The organism is Chryseobacterium sp. Chry.R1, assembly GCF_039645525.1.
Classification (GTDB): Bacteria; Bacteroidota; Bacteroidia; order Flavobacteriales; family Weeksellaceae; genus Chryseobacterium; species Chryseobacterium proteolyticum.
In genome coordinates this window covers 4,324,277-4,347,879 of the sequence record NZ_CP151793.1, presented here as the reverse complement: position 1 = coordinate 4,347,879, position 23,603 = coordinate 4,324,277, and the positions used below count along the sequence as shown (strand labels likewise).

General features: G+C 35.7%; 18 protein-coding genes. 5 read left to right on the top strand and 13 right to left on the bottom strand.

The features are described 5' to 3' along the window. Positions 1-216: 216 nt before the first annotated feature. On the bottom strand, positions 217-1,803 hold the full coding sequence (gene sph, locus AAEU33_RS19390) for a sphingomyelin phosphodiesterase (RefSeq protein WP_345989767.1): 1,587 nt from the start codon (positions 1,801-1,803) through the stop codon (positions 217-219). 189 nt (positions 1,804-1,992) lie between these two features. Beyond that, positions 1,993-3,309, bottom strand: a complete 1,317-nt coding sequence (ahcY, locus tag AAEU33_RS19385) for an adenosylhomocysteinase (RefSeq protein WP_172277249.1) — start codon at positions 3,307-3,309, stop codon at positions 1,993-1,995. Between the two features lie 169 nt (positions 3,310-3,478). On the opposite strand from ahcY, the gene AAEU33_RS19380 reads away from it, so the two are divergent. Both AAEU33_RS19380 and AAEU33_RS19375 read left to right on the top strand, forming a co-directional pair. Next, positions 3,479-4,009 (top strand): pyridoxamine 5'-phosphate oxidase family protein, encoded by a 531-nt coding sequence (locus AAEU33_RS19380; RefSeq protein ID WP_345989765.1) that lies wholly within the window; start codon positions 3,479-3,481, stop codon positions 4,007-4,009. A gap of 140 nt (positions 4,010-4,149) precedes the next feature. Then, positions 4,150-4,764 (top strand): 4'-phosphopantetheinyl transferase family protein, encoded by a 615-nt coding sequence (locus tag AAEU33_RS19375; RefSeq protein ID WP_172277255.1) that lies wholly within the window; start codon positions 4,150-4,152, stop codon positions 4,762-4,764. On the opposite strand, the gene AAEU33_RS19370 is transcribed toward AAEU33_RS19375, so the two are convergent. From AAEU33_RS19370 to porU, 3 genes are all read right to left on the bottom strand, one after another. Continuing rightward, the gene (locus tag AAEU33_RS19370; RefSeq protein WP_345989763.1) at positions 4,745-7,012 is read right to left on the bottom strand and encodes an FUSC family membrane protein; all 2,268 of its coding nucleotides are present in this window, start codon (positions 7,010-7,012) and stop codon (positions 4,745-4,747) included. The genes AAEU33_RS19375 and AAEU33_RS19370 overlap by 20 nt on opposite strands. 76 nt (positions 7,013-7,088) lie before the next feature. Then, positions 7,089-8,252: a type IX secretion system outer membrane channel protein PorV gene (porV, locus tag AAEU33_RS19365; RefSeq protein ID WP_172277261.1), complete on the bottom strand. Its 1,164-nt coding sequence runs from the start codon at positions 8,250-8,252 to the stop codon at positions 7,089-7,091. Positions 8,253-8,311: 59 nt separating this feature from the next. Next, on the bottom strand, positions 8,312-12,199 hold the full coding sequence (gene porU / locus AAEU33_RS19360; protein WP_345989762.1) for a type IX secretion system sortase PorU: 3,888 nt from the start codon (positions 12,197-12,199) through the stop codon (positions 8,312-8,314). Between the two features lie 164 nt (positions 12,200-12,363). Here porU and gldJ point away from each other — a divergent pair, with 164 nt between their 5' ends. After that, positions 12,364-13,965 carry a gliding motility lipoprotein GldJ gene (gene gldJ / locus AAEU33_RS19355; protein WP_172277267.1) on the top strand — a complete coding sequence of 534 codons (1,602 nt, stop codon included), beginning with the start codon at positions 12,364-12,366 and terminating at the stop codon, positions 13,963-13,965. A gap of 65 nt (positions 13,966-14,030) precedes the next feature. Beyond that, positions 14,031-15,302 carry a UDP-N-acetylmuramoyl-tripeptide--D-alanyl-D-alanine ligase gene (murF, locus tag AAEU33_RS19350; protein ID WP_345989760.1) on the top strand — a complete coding sequence of 424 codons (1,272 nt, stop codon included), beginning with the start codon at positions 14,031-14,033 and terminating at the stop codon, positions 15,300-15,302. Here the strand turns inward: murF and AAEU33_RS19345 are convergent. The 5 genes from AAEU33_RS19345 to AAEU33_RS19325 form a co-directional block, all read right to left on the bottom strand. Further along, positions 15,295-15,906, bottom strand: coding sequence for an NUDIX domain-containing protein (locus AAEU33_RS19345; RefSeq protein ID WP_345989758.1), 612 nt, complete (start codon positions 15,904-15,906; stop codon positions 15,295-15,297). The two genes, murF and AAEU33_RS19345, sit on opposite strands and share 8 nt — an antisense overlap. A 632-nt stretch (positions 15,907-16,538) precedes the next feature. Further along, positions 16,539-16,796, bottom strand: coding sequence for a hypothetical protein (locus AAEU33_RS19340; protein WP_345989757.1), 258 nt, complete (start codon positions 16,794-16,796; stop codon positions 16,539-16,541). Positions 16,797-16,947: 151 nt separating this feature from the next. Continuing rightward, positions 16,948-17,529 (bottom strand): DUF6705 family protein, encoded by a 582-nt coding sequence (locus AAEU33_RS19335; RefSeq protein WP_172277281.1) that lies wholly within the window; start codon positions 17,527-17,529, stop codon positions 16,948-16,950. A 167-nt stretch (positions 17,530-17,696) separates the two neighbouring features. Further along, complete coding sequence (locus AAEU33_RS19330) at positions 17,697-18,284, bottom strand: hypothetical protein (RefSeq protein ID WP_345989755.1); 588 nt, start codon at positions 18,282-18,284, stop codon at positions 17,697-17,699. Between the two features lie 11 nt (positions 18,285-18,295). Continuing rightward, positions 18,296-19,657: a hypothetical protein gene (locus tag AAEU33_RS19325; RefSeq protein ID WP_345989753.1), complete on the bottom strand. Its 1,362-nt coding sequence runs from the start codon at positions 19,655-19,657 to the stop codon at positions 18,296-18,298. Between the two features lie 570 nt (positions 19,658-20,227). On the opposite strand from AAEU33_RS19325, the gene AAEU33_RS19320 reads away from it, so the two are divergent. Next, positions 20,228-20,617, top strand: a complete 390-nt coding sequence (locus tag AAEU33_RS19320) for an SRPBCC family protein (protein WP_172277284.1) — start codon at positions 20,228-20,230, stop codon at positions 20,615-20,617. A gap of 29 nt (positions 20,618-20,646) precedes the next feature. Here AAEU33_RS19320 and AAEU33_RS19315 read toward each other — a convergent pair whose 3' ends face one another. The 3 genes from AAEU33_RS19315 to AAEU33_RS19305 are packed head-to-tail and all read right to left on the bottom strand — an operon-like array spanning position 20,647 to position 23,562. After that, entirely contained in the window at positions 20,647-21,690 is a 1,044-nt protein-coding gene (locus AAEU33_RS19315; protein ID WP_345989752.1) for an anhydro-N-acetylmuramic acid kinase, read from the bottom strand. Positions 21,691-21,695: 5 nt separating this feature from the next. After that, positions 21,696-22,286, bottom strand: a complete 591-nt coding sequence (gene lptC, locus AAEU33_RS19310; RefSeq protein ID WP_273647368.1) for an LPS export ABC transporter periplasmic protein LptC — start codon at positions 22,284-22,286, stop codon at positions 21,696-21,698. Position 22,287: 1 nt separating this feature from the next. Continuing rightward, positions 22,288-23,562: a hypothetical protein gene (locus tag AAEU33_RS19305; protein WP_345989750.1), complete on the bottom strand. Its 1,275-nt coding sequence runs from the start codon at positions 23,560-23,562 to the stop codon at positions 22,288-22,290. Between the last annotated feature and the right edge of the window lie 41 nt (positions 23,563-23,603).

Sequence of the window (23,603 nt, the reverse complement as noted above, 5' to 3'; positions counted from 1 at the left end):
AATAAATTTTTTGAATTTTTAAATAGTGAAGGCTTTTTATTCCGGAAGCCTGTTTTCCAGGTATTTTTTGGACTGTTCCTAGCCCCGATAGAAGCGGTTACCCCGGAGCAGGGAATGGTAAGGTTGGGGGCGAGGAGTATGAGCGGATAGCGGGAAATAGCTCTATAAAAAAACTCTCCTAATGTGGAGAGTTTTATGTTTTTTCAGGGATGAAATTTAATACCAATTTTGTTGGGAAGTATTGTTCATCCGTACTTCAAATTGTTCGGCAGCACCGATTGTATTTCCATTTAAATAGATCCAATCGGTACCGTTCTTTTGATATACCTGAAGGAAATATGTTTTTCCTGCGGAGGTTTTATCCTTGAAGGCAACGGTATCTCCATTTTCTATGCTTGTAGAAGTGTTTCCGTTTTTCTTTTTCACAAGGACCAGTTCGAGGTTTTTAAGGGATTTGCTAAATTTCGGGAAATAGTAATAAGCTCCTCCGTTCAGATACTCCCAATACCAGAAATTATTAATACGCTCGCTGGTCTCTACCCGTACCGGACCTTCTTTGAGATCGAAATAATTGTCCCCAGCCCCAAGGTTAACAAGATTGAACCATGTATTCTGATCAGGAGCAGAAGCGGATACGGTAAGCCAATCATCTGGTTTTGAAAGGTTGCTGGTAATATACTTTCCGGTAGCTACGGATCTTAAAGATACCTTATCATATATTCTGAATTTCATACTCTTTTTGGGAGATGTTTCATCCGTACTGATGGCTCCTTCTACAGGATAATGATCCGAATAATCTGTCCAGTAATAAGTGTCCTGGGTGAGATTGGTATACGTCATAAGGGTATTGCTTACGGGATCAAAAGCGATATTATGCCAGGATAGAGGAGTAAGGTGTTCGTTGGAAACGAAGATATAATCAAGATATTCCGGCTGATTCTTAGGATAAGGATAATGGTAAGATGCCATGGTGTTCGTTTGGGTATCCCATGTCTGTGAAAGACCTTTGTAGAAAGGTGCAGATACATTTAACGTTTGCAGCATGACAGGGTATTCCTGGCTGTTCTTAATAATATTAAAATCTCCGCCATACAAAAGCATTTCATCAGCAGGAATTTGAAGCGCATCCACATAAGATTTGATCATTTCCAGCTGGCTTTTTCTGATGCTGACTTCATTTCCCTGGCAGCCGGGTTGGGTAGATTGAAGATGGGTAGAAATACAATGAATCCGTTTTCCGTTTTTAATAATACGTGCGTACACAAAGCCCTTTAAAGAAAGGGCATCGAAATCACATCCTTTGGGAAAGATATATTGATTCATTATTTCAATCGGGTACTTACTGGCAATCATCACTCCACCGTTTTCCAGTCCGCCCGAGACTACTTCTCTCCAGTCTCCGGAAGTGCTATTCCAGCCTTGTTTGGTTTGTCCAAGAATAGGTGTCTGGTAAGGGAATTTTGAAGAAAGTTTTTCTCGAAGTATTGTTGAAGCTGTATTGTCAAAGCATTCCTGCAGGAGTAATACATCATAATTTTTGATAAAGTCTGCCCTCCCGATTTTTTCTGCCCTTTGATTTTGCGACCATTGTGTGGTAGAGGCTACGGCGATATCCCGTAATAAGAATGTGTTGTAAGTGAGTACTTTGAGATCATTATCTCCTAAACGTGAAAATCTATCGTTTTTATTTACCTGATTGGCAATAGAGTCATTTTCTTCAAAAGAGGCTTGTTCACCGCATGAAATAAATGAAAGAAAGCATAATAATGCAAGAAGATAGAATCTCCTGTCGAAATTTTTCATATGTATTTTTTATTTGATGGGCTAAAATACTCTATGAAGAAAAAGTAAATGTTATCTAAGTATTATATGTATATTAAGTTTGTCATAAAATAAAATGTGACAAGATATCTCTGCAATTACTTCGCGAGATATAAAATAAAAAGTCCCATTATTCAAATAATGGGACCGTATATTGCGTATGATTATATCTTAATATCTGTAGTATTCCGGTTTGAACGGACCTTTTACATCTACACCGATATATTCAGCTTGTTCAGGAGAAAGAGTTTCCAGCTCAACGCTTAATTTTTTAAGGTGAAGGGCAGCTACTTTTTCATCTAAGTGTTTTGGTAGTGTATACACCTCGTTTTTGTATGCTGCAGCATTATTCCATAATTCGATCTGAGCTAAAGTCTGATTAGAGAAAGAATTGGACATTACAAAACTAGGGTGTCCTGTAGCACATCCAAGGTTTACCAGTCTTCCTTCCGCAAGGATGATAATTTCTTTTCCTCCTTCCAAGGTATAGATATCTACTTGTGGTTTAACTTCTGATTTTGTGTGACCATAGTTTTTGTTTAACCATGCCATATCAATTTCATTATCGAAGTGACCGATGTTACAAACGATCGCCTTATCTTTCATTTTAAGGAAGTGCTCTGCTCTCACGATATTGAAGTTACCGGTAGTCGTAATGATGATATCTGCATTATCTACAACTGTATCTAATCTTTTTACCTCATAACCATCCATTGCAGCCTGTAAAGCACAGATAGGATCAATTTCAGTAACCGTTACGATAGAACCTGCCCCTCTGAAAGAAGCTGCCGTACCTTTACCTACATCTCCGTAACCACAAACTACCACTCTTTTACCTGCCAACATTACGTCTGTAGCTCTTCTTACAGCATCTACTGCAGATTCTTTACAACCGTATTTGTTGTCAAATTTAGACTTGGTAACAGAATCATTCACATTGATAGCCGGCATTACTAACGTACCGTTCTTCATTCTTTCGTATAATCTGTGTACTCCTGTAGTGGTTTCTTCAGAAAGTCCTTTGATATCTTTTGTTAATTCAGGGTATTTATCAAAAACCATGTTCGTTAAATCTCCACCGTCATCAAGGATCATGTTTAATGGCTTTCTTTCTTCACCGAAGAATAAAGTCTGCTCAATACACCAGTCGAATTCCTCTTCATTTAATCCTTTCCAAGCATAAACAGGAATTCCTGCAGCAGCAATAGCAGCAGCAGCATGATCTTGTGTAGAGAAAATATTACAAGAAGACCATGTAACTTCAGCACCTAAAGCTACTAAGGTTTCGATAAGCACAGCTGTCTGGATCGTCATATGTAGACATCCTGCAATTCTTGCTCCTTTTAGGGGTTGAGATGGTCCGTATTCTTCACGGATAGACATCAGGCCAGGCATTTCTGCCTCAGCAAGAGTAATTTCTTTTCTTCCCCATTCTGCAAGAGAAATGTCCTTAACTTTATAAGGAACGTATTGTGTTGTAGTACTCATATGTTAATGAATAAGTTTAAATTCAATTGATAATGAAATGCAAAATTACAATTAATAATTAAGATATAAAAACGATGGATCAAGTTCAATTGATGAGATTATACATGAATTAATATTATTTTTATTTACTCTAAATAAGCTATTTTTGCATCAATAAAATCGTTGTAAGATGAATGATAACCATGCCCAGGATAATGCTCAAAAAAAGACAAAGCCACTTACTCCCAAAGTAAAAGAGTTAATAAATAGATCTAAAAGTGTGATTTTAGCCACCGTAGATGCCGAAGGAAATTCCCATTCCAGCTATGCTCCTTTTGTACAGATAGAAAATACATTTTACATTTTGGTATCTTTTATGGTAAAACATACAAAAAATCTTGCAGAGGGAAGGAGTACTTCTGTAATGCTTATAGAAGATGAGATGGCTACCAAGCAGATATATGCCCGTGAACGGTTAACCTTTGAAGCCAAAACATCACCAATAGAAAGAGATTCTGAAAGCTGGAATAATGCGGTAAGTCAATTAAAAGAATCTCATGGAAAAGTAGTCGATCTTATTTCCGAAATGAAAGATTTTATTCTTATTGCTTTACATCCGCTTAAAGGTTCCTATGTGAATGGTTTTGGAAGTGCTTACTTTGTTGATGAGAATCTGGAAATCCTTGAGCATAGAAATGATGTTAACCATCAATCAAAATAAATTGGAAGGTAGGAGAGGAAGAGTGTTTTTTACGATTGCCTTTTTCATTAAAGGATTTCTTTTTAGTAAAACCCGACTTCATCTTCTACAATTATATGATCATTACATTTCTTTTTATTACTTTTATCCAATAAAAAACAATGCCCCTTTACCGAGATTTTTCAGATGAAACCGCTACAATTCTTATTTGGAAATATGATGAGAGCGAAGAATTACATATTAATGATCTTTTAGAACCTGAAAATGCGGAAAAAGTAAAAGACTACCATCCCAAGAAATTACTGGAAGTCTTAATGGTTCGTAAACTTTTAAAAGGATTAAAGCCGGATTCTAAAATACTCTATAAAGAAAGAGAACCTTTTCTTTCCCCAAAGGATGCGGAAATTTCAATCACCCATTCATTTCCTTTTGCAGCTATTGCCATTTCAAAAAGAAAAATCGGAATTGATATTGAAAAATTCAATCCTAAGATCATGAGGGTTATTGATAAGTTTACGTATGAAAATGAAAGAGGATTTATTCCTGAAGATCTCGCCCATACTTATTATACCATTATCTGGAGCGTAAAAGAAAGCATGTATAAGATCCATCATTCCAAATACTGGTCCTTGAAGAAAAACTATGAAGTGAAGCCTTTTCAGCTAAAAAATCTTCACAAAATAAGCTGCCGGGTGTATGATGATCAGTTTTCAGATGAGTTCAAAGCAAGGGTAGAATTTTTTGATGACTACTGCTTTACGATTGTGGAGGAGTAGCCGCTTCGGATTCGTTCTTGTATTTCTCGATCACTTTTCTTTGCTCTTTAGCAACATCATAAATAAGCTCAAGCACATCATGGATGTTTTTCAGTTCTGTAAGATGAGATATCTTATTGGGATCGTTAACTTCTGAAGCTTCATTTTCTTCAAGCTCTGTCTTCCTTTTCAGCATGAGGTCGTCAATAGAAGAATCCTCCGGTTCCAGACGGCTTTCCATTTTAAGGGATTCATGGATTTTTTCACCATTAAGAAGGGCATAGGTCTGCTGTAACTCCGATTCTATTTTCCGGCTCCAGCTGTCAGCATCTATTTCAGGATATTTCTCGTCATTTTTAGCATATTGCGAAAGCGAAGCTGTATAAGCCGTAACAAGATGGGAAGTTGCTACAAACTGGTGAACAACTTCCAGCTTCTTCTGCTGATTTTTGGGTTCTGAGATCATCCTCTGGAAATTGTCGGAAAGATTGGCCAGGGAAATAATCGCATTTTTACGTTTTACCTTATAGTCCTCGAGGTCAAAATTATCTTCAAGGAATTTGGAAATAACACTCTGAAAATAGATGAGGTTACTTTCTGCAGATTTTTTCATCAGATCCAGATTCTGGGTATGCTCCCAGACAGGAAGGACAATATAGGAAACAAGGAACGCAATAATACCTGCAATCATGGTATCCACAATTCTGTCTTTGAAAATAACGTCAACCTTTCCGGGGCTTAAAAAATTAAAACTCATAAAGACATAGATCGTCATGAATAATACAGCCCAGAAATATTTACCTTTTAGTAAACTGAAGCAAAGGATCATGCTGATCAGAAGTGTGGCAAATAATATAGCATTGATGTGAACAAAGTGGAGTATGATATAGGCTATTGTAGCTCCTACAATAGTGCCGTACAAACGAAGTCCGTTTCTTTGTTTTGTTATGGAATAAGCCGGTTTTAATATAGCGGTAATCGTAATTAATATCCAGTAGGTATGGCCGATTCCTAAAAACTGAAAAAGAGAAAACAGATACCCGATCAGTAAAGCGGTCGTAATGCGAATGGCATGACGAAACTGAGAGGAAGATAGGGATATGTTGTTTCTAAGGACTTTGAAATTCAGCTTTTCTTCATTAGGCATAAACTTTCTTAGGTCTAATCCTGTTGAAAGACTTTTTGCAAGTTTTACATCTTGTGAAAAAACTTTATAGATCTCGTTGATTTCCTTTGTAATCTCGCTGATACGCATCAGGATCTGACGCAGGATCATAAAGTTTTCTAATGTTTCGGGTGTGATCTGCCTGTTCCTTAGTTCAAAATACAGGGTATTCAGTTTCTTAAGTTCCATTTCCAGATCAAAAATAGGTTTTGCACGGGTACCCAACTGTAAGGAAATTCCAATGTTTGTTATTTCTTCGGAAAGCAGGTTGAGGTAATCATGGATATTAACCAATATCATGCTGTCCTTGAAACTTTCCTGCAACTTCTGATAATCACTTTCAGAAGTCATCAGTTTCTCATGAAGGTCCATTGAGTTCAGGAACATCAGCATCAATAATCTGCTGGTCGTCGTAGATTCATTAACAATGGTTCTTGTCTTAAAAACGGTTTCCCGGGTTTCCTCCTGAAGGTTCTTGATTCCTATCTGCTTGGCAATAACCTGGGTGGTCAGTTTATCGAAATCGGGATTCTTTTGGTAATAATTTGCTTTTATTTTTAAAAATTCTGCCAGCTGGAGATAATTTTCGCCGATCATCTGGCTTGCCAGCTTATAAGGCTGGATAGTCGTAACAATAAGGAAGATCAATAAAAACCATATACAGCCTGACGCAAAGATCAGCAGACTTTTAAAAATATTGTCTCCGGTCAGATGTCCGTCGATAAAGATCGCTAGTACCACCAGAGATAAAGAACCAACGGCAGCCAGCCTTTGCCCGTATACCCCGATAAGTGAAAAAAACATGGCAAATACGATGATCTCGAGGATCACCAGTACTTTGATATGCATCACCAGGCTGGCAATAAGTGCTACAAACACAAAACAGACAATGGCAAAAGTAAGGGCATTCCTTCTTCTGATAAACGGTCCCGGCTGATCAGTAAGGGCTACGAAGCTGGTTCCCAGAGGGAAGAGAAAATATTCTTTTAAAATTCCAAAGTGGGCGAGAACCAAACAAGGTAATACAGTGGCTAATGTAATCCTGATTGCAGAATATACATACTGACTGGTTACAAATTTTTTTAGTTCCGCCGAATAGTTCATATTACAAAAATAATTATTGACAAACAAAAAAGCCTCATAAATATGAGACTTTTCTAAACTTAAATGTTATATTTTTTTAATTATCAACATTAGATGTTTCATCTCCGATATTCCAGGTCAAACCGAAACGAAGCGTGTTATCTAAAGCTGTATTAATTTTAGACATATTGATCAGATAAGAAATATCAAGTCCGAAAGAACGGTACTTCAAACCAATACCTGCTGTTGCGAACTCTCTGGCTCCCTGTTCAGGGCTTTCGCGGAAATAACCAGTTCTTACTGCAAAAGCATTATCGTATGAATATTCCAATGCACCACTATACATGATACTGTTCTTGTTTTTGAAAGACTTTCCGATTCCCGCAATAGGTCCCACATTTGGTACCGCATACATAGGCTGTCTGGTATTAGGATCCATTCCTACGAATTCTGATCCCGGAACTAAGATTTTAGAACCTTCTACACTGATCCCGATTTTATTAAGGTCATCCAGATACATATCATAACCAACCCCTAATCTTGCCATGGTAGGAAGATAAGATCTTGATTCTTCATTTCCTGTGTAATCCAGTTTCGGACCCAGGTTCTGAATAGCAAAACCGGCATTCACTTTACCATCATATCCTCCGATACTTGAAAATCTTGGAGAGGTATAGTATCCTGAAACGTCTACCGCAAATGAATTGGCAGGTTTTAATGTAGTATCTGTGTTGAACCCTCCGGCCAAATCTGAACGGATGAATCTACCCGTTACAGCCATTGAGTATGAATCTGAAAGCTTTAATCCATAAGCAACATCAATAGAGAATTCATTTGGTTTTGATGTTCCCATTGAAGCTACTTCGCTACCTACTAACTGAGTCAAGTCTACCTGTCCCATGTTGAAGTAATAAATACTTGCTGAGATCGTAGATCTTTCATCCTGACCTAAGAATTTATGGAATGCACCATATAATAGAAATACGTCATTGGTTAATTTTCCCATATAAGGGGTGTAGTTAAGGCCTACGGAAGAACTCGTTCTGCTAAAAGGATATTTCGCTGCATTCCAGAATTGTGAAAATGCATCCGGAGAGGTAACGACACCCTGATCACCCATACCTCCAGATCTTGCATCTGGTGCAATTCTTAGAAATGGAGCTCCGGTCAATACAGGTCTTACCTGCCCCAGATCTTGCGAATAGCCTAAAAAACCAGCACTTAAACCAATTCCTAAAAGCAGTTTAGTAGTTAAATTCATATGTTGTCTTTTATATATTATCAGTTTTTTATTAATATTATTATTATCCTTATTTTATTTTACTTCAAAAGTACCATTTTTTCTACAGCTGTGGCACTTCCTTTGCATTTTTCTTGGTTTTGACTTTTTGCAAATATCTTAAAAATATATGTTCCCTTCCCAACAGTTGCCCCAAAATCGTCTCTTCCATCCCATTCAATTGCCTGACGTGGCGTTCTAAAGCCCTGTAGGAAAGGTTCTGCAACTACAGCCTGTGATAAAGTTCTTACCAATTTTCCTGTTATTGTATAGATTTGAACATTTACATTCAGAATATCATCACAATTATGCTCAAACTGAACATACGTTTTATTGGTAAACGGATTCGGCCAGTTAAGAGGTCTGTTGATTACCAGATGCTGATCCGCTTCATCCTTAACTTCAAAGTTTAACGTTGCAGATGTAGAATTATTGTTTATATCCCAAACTTTAAATGATAATTGATGCTGACCTACCGATAAATTCCTGAAAGGGTAGGTTACATTTCCTTTCTGATAATCTGCAAGACTCGGACTCAGACATCCATTTCCTTCTCCCGAAGAATAAAAATCGTTTAAAACAATAGTATTGATGATCTGGCCATCCAAATATACAGTAATATCATGGCCAATACCGGATCCTGTTGAATTTATTCCCGTATCATCTGTGATACAGGCAAGCAACATCGGATTCTGGTCTGTAATACCTCCATCCGCAAAGTTTGTATTGTTCATGTACAGCTTTACCTTAGGGGGCTGGCTGTCATTAATTCCGTTCGGGTTAATATCTCCAACCTGTACCGCCTGATTATTGAATACGTCCGTAGCTTTATTGTCAGCATATCCGAGGATTCTTCCTTCACCTACGGCATAATTAATATCTTTCGGTACATAAAATTCTACAGTGAATACCCCATTCACAGCAGTACCTGACGCCTTCACAATAGCACTTCCTTCTTCAGTATATTCAAGGATAGGGGTGAGGTTTCCGTCGTTATTCAATGTTTTTTTATTAAGCCTCTTATCGAAGATATTGATAACCACTCTTCCGTTAAAAGAGGTATTAATACTTCCGTTTGTATTGTTGATATGTCCTTTTACTTTTACAAAGTCCAGACCTCTGATCAGTCCCGGTACCGGAGTTTCTATAGCATCGATTACCAATAACCTTTTTGGTCTGCTTAATTTCATAGCAGGATCACCCAGAAGGTTTACTTTCAAGTGGTCTGCTTGCGGACCTTTTTGTCTTTTAGCATTTAAATGGGCAACACCAAGGGTTTCAAAATCATCATTCACAAGTTTGAAAATATCTTTGGTGTAAAGGTCTGTAAAATCACGACCATAATCCACACCAATAGCACGGCTTGAGGTGATCATTGTTGCCGGCCCTCCCTGTTTCATTTTTAGAAAACGTTCTCCGGCAGAAAAGGTTTCCGGTTCATCCCAGAGCGTAAATTCACAAGTAATCGTAGACACGAATGGAAATCTGCTGTACACATTGGAAAAGTTATTGGCATTATTGATCTCATCAAGGGTAAGCACTCTTTCCTGAGCCCATCCGCTGATTCCTCCATGTCCGAAATAAAACAGGTACATACTGTTTCCGATATCATTGGAGATTGCCTGGTTAACCTGTGGGTATCTTTGTCCGCCTGCTGTACTCTGAGCCTGAAAAGCATCCAGATAGAGTTTTCTTACATTATATTCTTTAAGATTTGTAGATCCCGGCTGCTCGAAAACAGTTGCTAATGTAGTGTTCATTACATCATGGAAAGGACCTCCGCCATCATCATCATCATCTACTACGAAATCAAGCTTCATACGCCATTCCCCAAAAGGAGTCGACTGCCCCGGTAAAGAATTGTAATATGCAAGGGTTTTATCCATCATTACCGCTGCTTCAGTAGCATTTGCCGCAGGAAGTCTTCCTACCGGCACATCAGGTAAGTTATTCGGGATCGAAGCAGAAGTTTGTGGTTTTGTCATTACGATATAATCATCGGTAACAAACGAAGTAATGAAATCTGAAGACTGTTCACTTTCATAGCTGGATACCACATTGGAATTGTTAGGAACCCTGTTTTTATAATCGTAAGAGGTATCACCCAGAATAAATACATATTTTAAACTTCCCAGTGGTGTATTTAATTTGGTTATAAAATCACGGATAGCAGTAAGATCTTTACTTCCGCTTCCAAATTCATTATAGATCTTATTAACATCTACAATCTGTACATTATAATTATTTTTAGTCTGATGGTAGGTGGCAAGCCTTTGAGCCTGGGACATCATTTCAGGGACTGTAATAATCAGATAATCTACATTTTGTAATCCTGAAAGGTTCTGGTTGGCAATTCTCTCTACGAATTGAGGTGAATAAGCGGCATCAGCTTTAAATGCAACAAATTCGTTATTGAAATTTAAATCAGAAGTAATATACCCGAAATTAAAATTACCACCTCCCGTTGCTTTGTTGACTCTTCTGTTGGCATTGGTGATATCCGTGACATCCCAGATCTGTTCCAATCCCGCCGTATTGCTTACGCTGAATCCATAACTGGTGTTGGATCCGCTTACAAGGGAAAAATCCCTGAAATTCATCTGTGACCCGTTATATCTAAGGTCCTCTTTATATTGAACTTCGGCATAATCAAAATAAAATAAACCATTAGGATTTGTAGCGATGTTCGGTTTATAGTTGATCGTGAGCTGATTGCCACTTAAATTGGTAACATCTCCAAAATAAACATATGGGACATAATCAGGGTCCGTTGAACCGGATGAAAAAGGCTGAGCATTTTGATTATTAATATCAAAAGTTATACTGTTTCCCTGAGACTTATATCCAATTACCCGTGTTCTGTATTTTACGGGATCGCCGCCCAGGATCGGAGTGGTGAGGTTAAAGGTAACCGATTTGTCGGTGGTAAACGGAGCTTCCTCTGTCCATACCCTTCCGACTTTCATGATGTTTTTCTGATCATTATTGATCACCTGGTAATTATCAAATCGTGTAATTAGTGGGGAAGCCGGCAGGTTGGCATCTATAGGCTGAACCCTTTTTCCCGCACCTTTATCAAAATTGATGTAGTAATAGGAAAAATCTTCATAAATATTCTTTACGTTTTCACTGCGGTCAATTCTTTCTTCCGCTCTTTTGAATCCTTTACCATTGGAACTATTATACAGATTGTATCCATTAGGTCCCTGAGCATAGAATAGGGCATAATCATTATCGTTCCATATTCCATCATCTTCACCCACTACCTGTATGGCGTTTTCCTGAAGAGCACTGTATTTTACATCCTGGTTATATTCCGGTAACATGATTCCTCCGTTCCCATATATCCTGAAATTTCTTGGATTTACAGATGAAGGATTGATCCCGTTATCCTTTAAAAACTGAGTGGTAATTTTAAAAATACCGGACTTGTCTACTTTAATTTTATAAAAAGCGCCGCTAGCCAAAGGGTTGTTGGTCGTTCCCACCTTAGCTGCATTCATCATCTGATTAGAGCCGTTTCCTTCTGAAATTTCAAATGATGAAAGTCTTTGTATTCTTCCTTTTACATTTTTAAACAGGCCAACATGTACGCTGGCGTATTGTTCCCCTTCTGAGTAATAATAAGAAACATTAGAAACATCATAATCAGGTAATGCGTTTTTGCTTAACTCAAATAGCTCCCGGTTTGAAACTGCTTCCCAAACTAAATTGGAAATTTTTAATTGCTTTTCACCTATTTTTTGTGTGGTTATTATAAAAATGTTATTTTGGCCATATGAAAATCCCTTATTTTTAAAATTGGGAAGATTGATTTTTGTGTCTCCAAAATCTTGAATTTTTGATCCATCCCACTCGATGGTGATTCTTTGAGCATAAATCGTTGATACAGAAGTTAATAGAAGTAAAAACGTAATTATTTGTTTCATGTTTGTTTTTGAAATTACTAAATTACAAAATAAATGAAAATTTTATAATTAAATTGCGATACAATAAAATTAATTTGTTAACGTTTTTCAAAAAAATCAAATGATTACTTGATTTATTGAATAATTTATTTTTTCTTTGTACTTTGAAAATATTTATATCGACTATGAAAAAACTAAAGTTGTTTTCATTAATAGCATTAAGTTCTACACTTGCATTAACCAGTTGTGGTGGATCGGGTACCAACAAAGGTGGAGGTACTAAAAAATTTATCAGTAAGACGGGTTGGAAACCAAACGAAAAACAAGGTTGGTTTTTTGCAGGAAAGCAACAAAAACAGAAAGGTTGGCCGGGGATGGTATATGTAGAAGGTGGAACTTTTACAATGGGATTAGTGAAAGATGATGTCATGCACGATTGGAATAATTCGCCTCGCAGAATGCAGGTAAGTTCTTTCTTTATCGGTGAAACAGAGATTACTAACTACGAATACCGCGAATACCTTACATGGTTGAAGTATGTGTTCCCACCTAGTGATCCAAGTTTTAAGGAAATCTATAATGGTGCCTTACCAGATACCTTATTATGGGATAACAAACTATCTAGAAATGATTACAACGAGACGTATTTCCGTTCTCCGGAGTTTGATTACTATCCGGTAGTAGGTGTTTCCTGGACTCAGGCAAACAGATATTGCGAATGGTTAACAGACAGAGCTAATGAAAAAGCTTTAATGTCTGCAGGGATCATCGCTAAAGATTTGTATATCAACGAATCCAATAATCAAGGAGGAACTGCATTTAACATGGATAAATTCAAAGCGAATGATCCTGAAATGCAAGGATATATTAACGAACAAAGAATGCAGCAAAAAACGGGTTTGAAAACAACCAACCAAAGATTGCTTGCTGCTAACAGAGCTCCAAACTCTGCAATGGTTCAGAAGTTCAGACTTCCTACAGAAGTTGAATGGGAATACGCAGCGCTTGGTATGGCTAAAAACAGAGAATATAACCAATATCTTGGAAAGAAGCCTGAAATTGAAAGATTAAGAGGTACCAAAGGAAGAGACAGAGGAATGTTCCTTGAAAACTTCAAAATGGGTAGAGGAGATTACTCAGGTATCGCAGGTTGGAAGAATGACGGTTCTGCAAGAACTTCAGATGTTAGACAATATCCGTCTAACGATCTTGGAATCTATGGAATGTATGGAAACGTGTCTGAATGGACAGCGGATGTTTACAGACCTATTATTGATGAAGATTTCAGTGACTTCAATTACTATAGAGGAAATATGCCTCAGGCTGTTGTAAAGAACGGAGACGGAACTTACAAAATGGTAGATGAAGGAAGCATTAAATATGATACTTTAGCTGACGGAAGATTAGTTTACAGAAACTTACCTGGACAGTTTGAAAGACAAACAATCGCTGATTACAGAAATTATAGAGACGGTGACAGACAATCTTCTTTAGAGTACTATAAAGCCGGAGATTCTGCAACAGCATATGATATGTACAACTCTCCTAAACAAAGATTCATTGTAGATGGAAGCGGTAAAGTAATACTGCAAAAAGACACCAGAGACAGAACATCTGCTATGTCTAACGACATCAGAGTAGTAAAAGGTGGTTCTTGGCAGGATACGGCATACTGGCTGGATCCGGGACAAAGAAGATATAAAGATCAAAACAGAGCTTATGGCTGGATTGGATTCCGTGTCGCTCAAGATGCCAGAGTTGCTGACAAGAATAGAACTAGAAGATAATATTTATCAAAAAATAATTGAAAAAAACCTTCCTAAATACAGGAAGGTTTTTTTATTTTTGGACTATGAATATAGAACAGTTTTATCCTTTGTTTCTGCAAGCTAATAAAGTTACTATTGACAGCAGAAAAATAGAAAATAATGATATTTTCTTTGCCTTTTCAGGAGATAATTTTAACGCAGCTACTTTGGCAGAAAAGGCTGTTTCCGAAGGCGCTTTGGCAGTAATTGTGGAGGATAAAGAATATGAAAATACAAATGGAAATATCTTCTATGTTCCTTCTACACTGGATTTTTTACAGGCTCTTGCCATACATCACAGAAATAAGCTGAATATTCCATTCATAGGGCTTACAGGGAGTAATGGAAAAACAACTACAAAAGAACTGATCCATGCTGTTCTTTCTGAAAAATATAACGTGCAGTATACCTACGGTAATCTGAATAACCACATTGGAGTTCCTCTTACCATTTTATCCATCAGACCTGAACATGAAATGGCGGTAATAGAAATGGGAGCAAATCATCAGAAAGAAATAGAGCTGTTATGTTCGCTATCGAAACCTGATTTCGGATACATTACCAACTTCGGGAAAGCACACCTGGAGGGATTTGGTGGATTTGAAGGGGTGATCAAAGGAAAATCCGAATTGTATGACTATCTGAAAACATTCCATAAGACTATTATTGTTAACGAGAATGATGAGATACAGCGTGATAAAACAGAAAATTATAATCCTAAAATCACATTCGGAAAACCAGATTCGGATTATTATTTTGAGGCCTTTTCAGAAAATCATTGTGTAGGTTTATCTTATCAGGGGACCAGAGCATTATCTAGGCTTACAGGGAATTATAATTTTACAAACCTTTGTGCAGCAGTTAGTCTGGGGCTTCATTTTGGAATAGAAATTAGTAAAATACAACATGCTATTGAAAGCTATACGCCGACCAATATGCGATCCCAGATCGTAAAAAAAGAGGGTAGGACACTTGTTCTGGATACTTACAATGCTAATCCAAGCTCAATGACGGCCTCTCTAAATAACTTTGTAACTTTTGAAGGAGCCAAGGCCATTATTATTGGTGATATGCTTGAGCTGGGAAATGAAAGTGAACTGGAGCATCAGATCATTTTAAAACAGGCATTGGACCTGGGTTTTGATCAAATCATCACTGTTGGCAGAAATTTTAAGCAAATAAATCAATCAACACTATCTTTTGAAAATACCCAGGAATTAATAGAATACCTTAAACTGAATAAAATTCAATCAGAGAATATTCTATTAAAAGCTTCACGGGGTATATCGCTGGAAAAAGCGCTGGATTTTATTTAGGCTGGCCATCCCTGAATTCAGTGACGATCAGACGAATGTTTTTAAAAGTATTTGGAAAAACTTCATTTTCTATTTGAGTGTTGTTTTTCCATGCTACCTCTGTAATACCTTCTTCAATCTGAGGTTTAGAAGTGTCTTCACCATTAAAATTCATTTCGAACCAATGGGTACATTTCAGAATTTTTTCACCGTTTCTTTCTACGTAGATATGGTAAGTGGTGTTGATGAATTTTACTAATTCAACATCCTTAAGTCCTGTTTCTTCCTCGATTTCCCTAACAGCAGATTCCTCACGGGATTCTCCTTTTTCCATTTTTCCTTTGGGAAGATCCCATTTGCCCAGTCTTTTGATGAAAAGCATTTCACTTTTGCTGTTATTCACAAGCCCGCCTGCTGCCTCAATAATTCTGAAGAGACTCTGAAATTCTTTCCAAATAGTATCAATATCGTCTCCGAATACATTCAATTCTTTTACAGATGTATTTTCAAGAAGATCTAATGCGATTTCAAAAGTTGTGAAGTTCTCATACCTTACATTTTTTTCCAGGTTTTCAGACTGTTTAGACAGCAATAATTTTTTTTCGTTCACAAAAACTTTATACATTCCAATATATTTACTAGCGCATTAATAATCAATTATTTAATTTTTTACCATTTGTGCTTTTATGACTTTTTGAGGGTGTTTTTACTGCAAAATAAAATTGCTATTTTATTTGACTACAAATATAAAAAATATAGTTTAGATGAAATTTATAAAAATAAGGGCTGCGGTGTAACTGTTGTGTTGACCTATAAATTACGAGCAAAATTAGTGTCTTTAGATATGATTTATTCAATAAGCACTAATAATAAACCTTTACCAATTGATGTAAAGGCTTATTTAATGTTTAATTAAGATTAATTAAGTCTATAGCTTAGTAAATACCAAGTCCTTTATTTTAGGTAAGTATACTGTTTTATCTGTACTGGGAGGACAAGTGGCACTATCAATTAGAGAATCATTTGGTTTATATATCCATGAAAGCTGTGTTGAATTTATTTTTTTAGAAGTATCTTTCCCCAACCAATTCCACAATTAGTGCCTCCATAATATAGCAGTACTAAATTTTGACTTGGACTTGTTCCGAAGCTGTAGATTGTATGAGTATCTTGGTTTATAGGAATTGACATGTTTTTGGTATCCTGTAAAACTTGACCACTTGTTTTTTTTACTATAAATTTGATGCAAAGAACATCTTAATAGTAACTTTTAGTTTGTAGATCAATTTTTTTCTTTACTTCTTTTGTTATAAACAGATTAATTATTTTTCCATCAAAATTTGCAGAAAAATTTCCCACGTAACTATCCAATTCATTATTCAAATCCTTCAGATAAGAATTAGAAGTAATATCTTTCAAACTAGTATTTAATGGCTGTATTTGTTGTGCTTTACAAGCAGTTATGTTTATAATTAATTCTAATACAATTATAACTCTCAAAAATATTGTTTTCATGATTTAAGAACACGGTGTATCTGTTGTATTGACCTTTAAATTACGGGTAAAATGAGTGTTTTCAGATATGATTTATTCAATGAGCATCAATAATAAATCTTTACCAATTTAGGTAAAGATCTATTTAATGTTTAATTAAGATTAATTAACTCTATTGTTTAGTAAATACTAAGCCCTTTGTTTCTGGTAAGTATACTGTTTTATCAGTGCTTGGAGGACAAGTTGCAGCATCAATTACTAAACTGTTTGGCTTATATTCCCAAGATATTTGATTCGAATTAATCTTTTTTAGTATTATTTTACCCCATCCAATACCACAATTTGTACCATCATAGATAAAGATTATATCTCCCAGTGTAGGTCTGGTTCCAATACTTACAATATTAAAATAAGAATCATTATTTAAAACCATGCTTTGCGTATCTTGAAGTATTGTTCCAGAAGAATTTTTTATTATATATTTTACTACTAATGCATCTGTAAAATAGCTTTTATGAGTACTTTTTTCTAATTTATTATCTACTTTTGTGATGAAAATTATTATTTCGTTTCCTTGATAATTAGCCTTGTATTTTCCTACGTATGGATCTAACTCATGATTTAGGTCTTTTAAATATGAATTGTTTGGGATGTCTTCATAATCTGTATTTAAGGGATATTGTTGTTGTGCTTTACAGGAAATAAAGTTTATAATTAATCCCGCAATTAGAAATATTTTAAAGTGAATTTTCATAATTTTATTTTTTAATGTTTTAAGAACACGGTGTAGCTGTTGTATTGACCTATAAATTACGAGCAAAATTAGTGTCTTTAGATATGATTTATTCAATAAGCACTAATAATAAACCTTTACCAATTGAGGTAAAGGCTTATTTAATGTTTAATTAAGATTAATTAAGTCTATAGCTTAGTAAATACCAAGTCCTTTATTTCAGGTAAGTATACTGTTTTATCTGTACTGGGAGGACAAGTGGCACTATCAATTAGAGAATCATTTGGTTTATATATCCATGAAAGCTGTGTTGAATTTATTTTTTTTAGAAGTATCTTTCCCCAACCAATTCCACAATTAGTGCCTCCATAATATAGTAGTACTAAATTTTGACTTGGACTTGTTCCGAAGCTGTAGATTGTATGAGTATCTTGGTTTATAGGAATTGACATGTTTTTGGTATCCTGTAAAACTTGACCACTTGTTTTTTTTACTATAAATTTGATGCAAAGAACATCTTGATAGTAACTTTTAGTTTGTAGATCAATTTTTTTCTTTACTTCTTTTGTTATAAACAGATTAATTATTTTTCCATCAAAATTTGCAGAAAAATTTCCCACGTAACTATCCAATTCATTATTCAAATCCTTCAGATAGGAATTAGAAGTAATATCTTTCAAATTAGTATTTAAGGGCTGTATTTGTTGTGCTTTACAAGCTGTTAAGTTTATAATTAGTTCTAATACAATTATAACTCTCAAAAATATTGTTTTCATGATTTTATTTCCTATGAACATGGGGTAGCTGTTGTGCCAGTACCACCACTATTTAATTTTATGTTATTTACTATTCCGTTATCCTCGATTCTTTGCAAATTTACTTTACCTTCCATTCCCATACCTTTTAAAGTTTCAAAAAAAAGCTTTTCTAATCCTTGATTATTAAGGTCTGCACCGAGGTAATCAACATTTGACAAATCTAATGTCATCTGCCCTTCTAATACTTGAAACTCTTTTATTAACTTTTTAGAATCCCAATTATTGTTATACAAAAACTGTGATAACTCTTGGGCAGTACCACTAAAGTTAATCATATAGTTGTAATATTTAATCCCGTTAGGACATGTACTACAGGACTCTGAACCAATCATTCCCATAAAACCATCACCAATATTTCCGTTAGGTTGAGCAATTGAAAAATTTAGAAGTTTAATAATATCCGGAGGAGAAAGCATTTTAATGCCATTTGGTGTATGATTATGATAACCGCCCAGGTATCCGGCTGTATCACCTAAATCTACTTCATGTGCACCCCCAGGAATTGTAGCACTAGTTGTTCCATCTGATTTTATTTTTACTCCAATTTCGCCACCCTTAGGGGCTTGAACCTTTAGTTCTTTGATTTTTGCTTGTACATCGGGTTTGCTCAAAATATTTTTAGCTTTCTCACAAGGATTTGGAGGAGTTACAGGAGTTCCACCACCGCCTCCATGAATAGCCCCTCCGCCACTCATTCCTCCGCCAAGACCACCGCTCCCTCCATTACTTCCATAATCTAAAAATGGATAATAAAAAATGTAAGATGGACCAGGTATTGATTGATATACGGTAATAATAACCTCCTCGATTGCTTCTTCATGCATTTGTTCTCTCCCTTTTGAGAGTTGCATTGCATCATAAGCTTTCTGAAGTTTTGCAAGAATACTTTGTACCTCAGGAGAGTCATTTTTTAATACACTAAAGTTTACCCAATCTCTTTCAAGATTTATGATTCCAAATAATGCAGCATTTACCTTGCCGTCTTTCATAATGGGATAGACAATACCCTTGTTTGCATCTCCGTAAGTGAGACTTCTTAAATCAAAATATACATCTCCTACTTGTTCATTAAACTTTTTTGAATAATCAGGATTCTTATCCATAAAAGTTTTTATGATATTCATGAAAGGTTCATGGTAACTCACGTATTCAAAACCTTCCTTTTGCAAGAGCTTTTTAGAGGCAAGGTTTTCTTCAAACCTCGCAAAAGCTCCAATTTTTTCTCTTTCCGTTCTTTTTTCTTCCTGCGCTGTTTCATCTGTTCTACAGGAATTGAAAAAGAACAGGCCCATTACTAATAAAAGTAATGATACAATGAGTTTTCTCTTCATAAACAGTTAATAATTTTAGTTTGCTAATTTAAAATTTTTTTTAATTCACAATATGGGGTTTTTCGTATCGTTTTAAACTGCTTTTTACATATGTAAATCTATTAATTATACTTATTCTTTTATCAGGGCTTAAGTCTTAACATTTATTCTTAATAACTTGCTAATTCTTTTACCAATGTAATATATTATTGAACAAAAAATGTAATAGGTTCAGAAAGAATAGCTTAGTGTATTAAAGTTTTACTATATTTTGTTAGGCTTCTAACCTTCCTATTTCTTTTTCTATAATGTTTTTGAAAGATTTATCTTTTAGAATTGTTTCATCAAAAGAACTCTCAGAATTGATGCCTTTAAAGTTTTTTTTTATACTTTTGTTGCAGTGGTAAATATAGATGTACGATTTTTCATTTAAATTTTAAGGTGAAAATATGCGAGCTTCAAAATTATCTATTTTGTTTGGATAATTTTTTACTGCACTGTTTTACTGAGTTGTATAATATATTGATAAGTAGTCAATTATGAATATGATGTAAAACTTTATATCAAAGAATTTAAATACAAAAATAAAAAATGAATTTAGAAGGACGAAAAATTATTGTCAATAAATCATCTAAAGAGTTGGCGGAACTATTAAAAACACCAGACAACTATAAAGAATTTATGCCGGACGGACTTCAAAAGTTTGAAAGCAGAGAAGATGGATTTAAATTTGGACTGCAGGGGATGCCGGAAATTGCTTTAAAAATAGATGAAGTTACAGACCAAAAAGCTGTTTTGAAATCGGCAAGTTCAAGTCTGGATTTTTCATTAACAGCAACTTTAAACCCTGTCAATGACAGCCAAACGGAAGTACAAATGCTTTTTGAGGGTAAGTTTAATCCATTTATAAAAATGATGGTTGAGAAGCCTCTTCAGAATTTTATCAATACCTTAACGGATAAGATAGAAGCTTACAAGTAATATATCAACCTTCAGAAATGGAGGTTTTTTTATGCAATGATACCGGAGCTGTGATCTTTAAAGCTACCCGTAGCAGAGGATAATACATTCACTTGCTGGTTGAGTCGTAAGATCCCCATAAACGCAAATATCAATGCTTCTTTATAATCTATAAGCTGTTTTTCAGGAATAACAATTTCTGCTTTTGTTTTTGCCTTTATCTTTTCAATCAGATAAGAATTATGGGTTCCGCCACCGGTAAAAAGAATGTTTTTCAAGGCATTCTCATTGATAACTTGAGAAATTTGTTCGGCAATATGCTCAGTGAAGGTTGCCAGGAGATCAAGGGTTTCAATATTTTTAAAACTGTTAAAGATATTTTCATTACACCATTCAATACCTAAGGACTTAGGGTATGGTTGTCTATAGAAATGGATTGAGCTTAGTTTGTCCAGTAAAGCTTTGTTAACAGTTCCTTTTTGGGCAAGTTCACCATTTTTATCAAAACGTTTACCTGACTGTTCCGCTAATTTATTCAGAACAATATTTACCGGAACGATATCAAATGCTATTCTTCTATGATGAGACTGAAATGAGATATTTGAAAATCCTCCCAGGTTAAGACATGCGTCATATGTTGAGAACAATAGTTCGTCACCAATCGGGACCAGGGGAGCTCCATTTCCACCCATCAAAACGTCCTGTGTCCTGAAATCATAAATAACAGGTAATCCCGTTTCAAGCTTTATGGCTCTTCCATCTCCGATTTGTAGGGTGAACTTTTTCTGAGGCTGATGAAAAACGGTGTGCCCGTGAGAGGCGATAAGGTCAATGTTTTTTAATTGATGAGTTTCTATAAACTGATGAACCTGTTTTCCCAGATAGAAGCCGTATTCAGCATTGAGCTCCAGGAGTTCTTCAGCGGATAGATGAATAGAATTCCTCAGTCGCTCTTCCCAGGTCTCAGGGTAGGGAATGGTTTCGGCAATTACAATCTGAAAACTCCACTGCTCCTGCTTTTCAAACCGGACAAAGCAAATATCCAGTCCATCTAAACTGGTACCCGACATTAAACCTATCGCTCGGAAAATCATAGAAATTATTTTTTGGATTCGGACAGTTGTTTAGAGCTGAAATCTCCGGAACTGTTAAAGAAAGTATATTCAGAGAAGTCATCCTTGGCAGTCATTCCGTTGGCGCCTACAAGCGTAGAGCCATCTTCCATCGTTACATATACGGTATCTTTGGTGTAAATACGGTTTTTCCTCTGATCCCAGTAGATGCTCTGCATGGCAAATCTTTGTCCTTCGTTGGTGGTAATTCTCACATTACCTTTTGCCTCATAGAATTTTTTATATTCGAAGATCCGTGCGTATTTGGCAGTAATTTTTCCCGGTACCTTGGGCTTTTTCTTATCAAAAAATTCAATATTGATTCCTTTTCGGGCAACTACATACGGGCTATCTATGAGCTCGTACTTTTCAATAATAGGAGCTAACGCCTTTAGTGTGACGAATCCGGAATCTCTCTGGATGATACGGGCATTATTAATGATCTGTGAAGGGAAATTTTTGCTTTGATTGCCGTTTCGTTTGGTAAGATCCTCTTCACAGGATGTCAATATAAAAAATATAGCACAACTAAAAAGGCATGCTATATTTTTTTTATATGATAAGTTTTTAAACTTCATTTTAGTTATATAAACTCTTTCTGAACCACTTGTCAGCAAAATTAAATCCTACCCTCAGGTTGATGAAATTCTGGTTGATCAGGTTGTCTTTTAAAGTTCCGCGCTTACCAAGCTCGATACCTAGTTCCAATCCACTCATTCTCGTTATACTACTGGTTTTGAACGGAAGCATTACCCCTGCTGAAATACCAAATTTGTTAATGCTGTTATTACCGATCTTCAAACCTCCTCTTTCATAGAATGCACCATAACGGTATACTACTCTTGAGAAATAGTTTCTGAAGTTATTGTAGTTAGGTAAATACCAACCACCGGCAGATATTCTGTAGGTATCCTGGAAATCAAATGTTTTTCCAAAATAAGAAATGGTTTCTCCTTTTTTATAATCAATCTGGCCCGAAACGAACCATTGGTTTTCACTTCCATATCCAACCCCTAAAGAGGCTTGTACGGGTAAAAGATTTTTAGAGCTTGTGCTTTTCTGTTCTATGATCTGCTCCTCTTTTTTCACATCGGCAGCATAGAAATAAGTACTGTTTGTATAATCGGTAGTCATATTACTTGTGTTTCCAAAAGTAGTAGTGGCACCAATGGTTAGTTTTTTATCAGTACGGGTATTTAAATGCTGGTAGCTTGTCCCTAAAGTAAAATTAAAGTTTCGAACATTATTTTTGGTCTCGTATCCATTGATCAATTGACTATCAGCAGTAGTGATCTCGTTAAGATCATACAGATTACCGAAATAATAATTCGCTCTTAAACCTAAAGCAAATTCATTGCTTACTTTATAAGACGCAGCTATCTGTGCTGTATTTAATGTTCCTGTTCCTTTAAACCGGTTGGAAAAAACAGTTCCATCAGTGGTCGTGCTGGTATTAACAATATCATAGCTCTTTGAGCTGTAAGGTTGATAAGATAATCCCATTTTCACCTTTGAGGAGATAGGAAATGCTAATGAAATATTGGATAAATACGTAGAATGTTTAGTAGACTTCGTATTGTTATAATTCGTTTTGAAATAGTTGTTTTCGTTCGTCGCTTCAAGCTTAATACTGGTCAGTTCGAAATTCGTATTGTTTGCTGGATTGGCAAAATTGAAATTACTCGTGAAATCACTTATAAAAGCCGTTGAAATGCCACCCATAGAAGCTGTTTCAATCGTATTATCATATTTTACATCCCCGATTCCGTAAGTTGCATATGGTGAATTACTTAAACTCTGCGCATTAAGGAAATAGCCAACAGAAATGAATGATAGTACAAAGATTTTTTTCATTCTTTATTTTTAAAATAATGCGCAAATATCTTAAATATTAA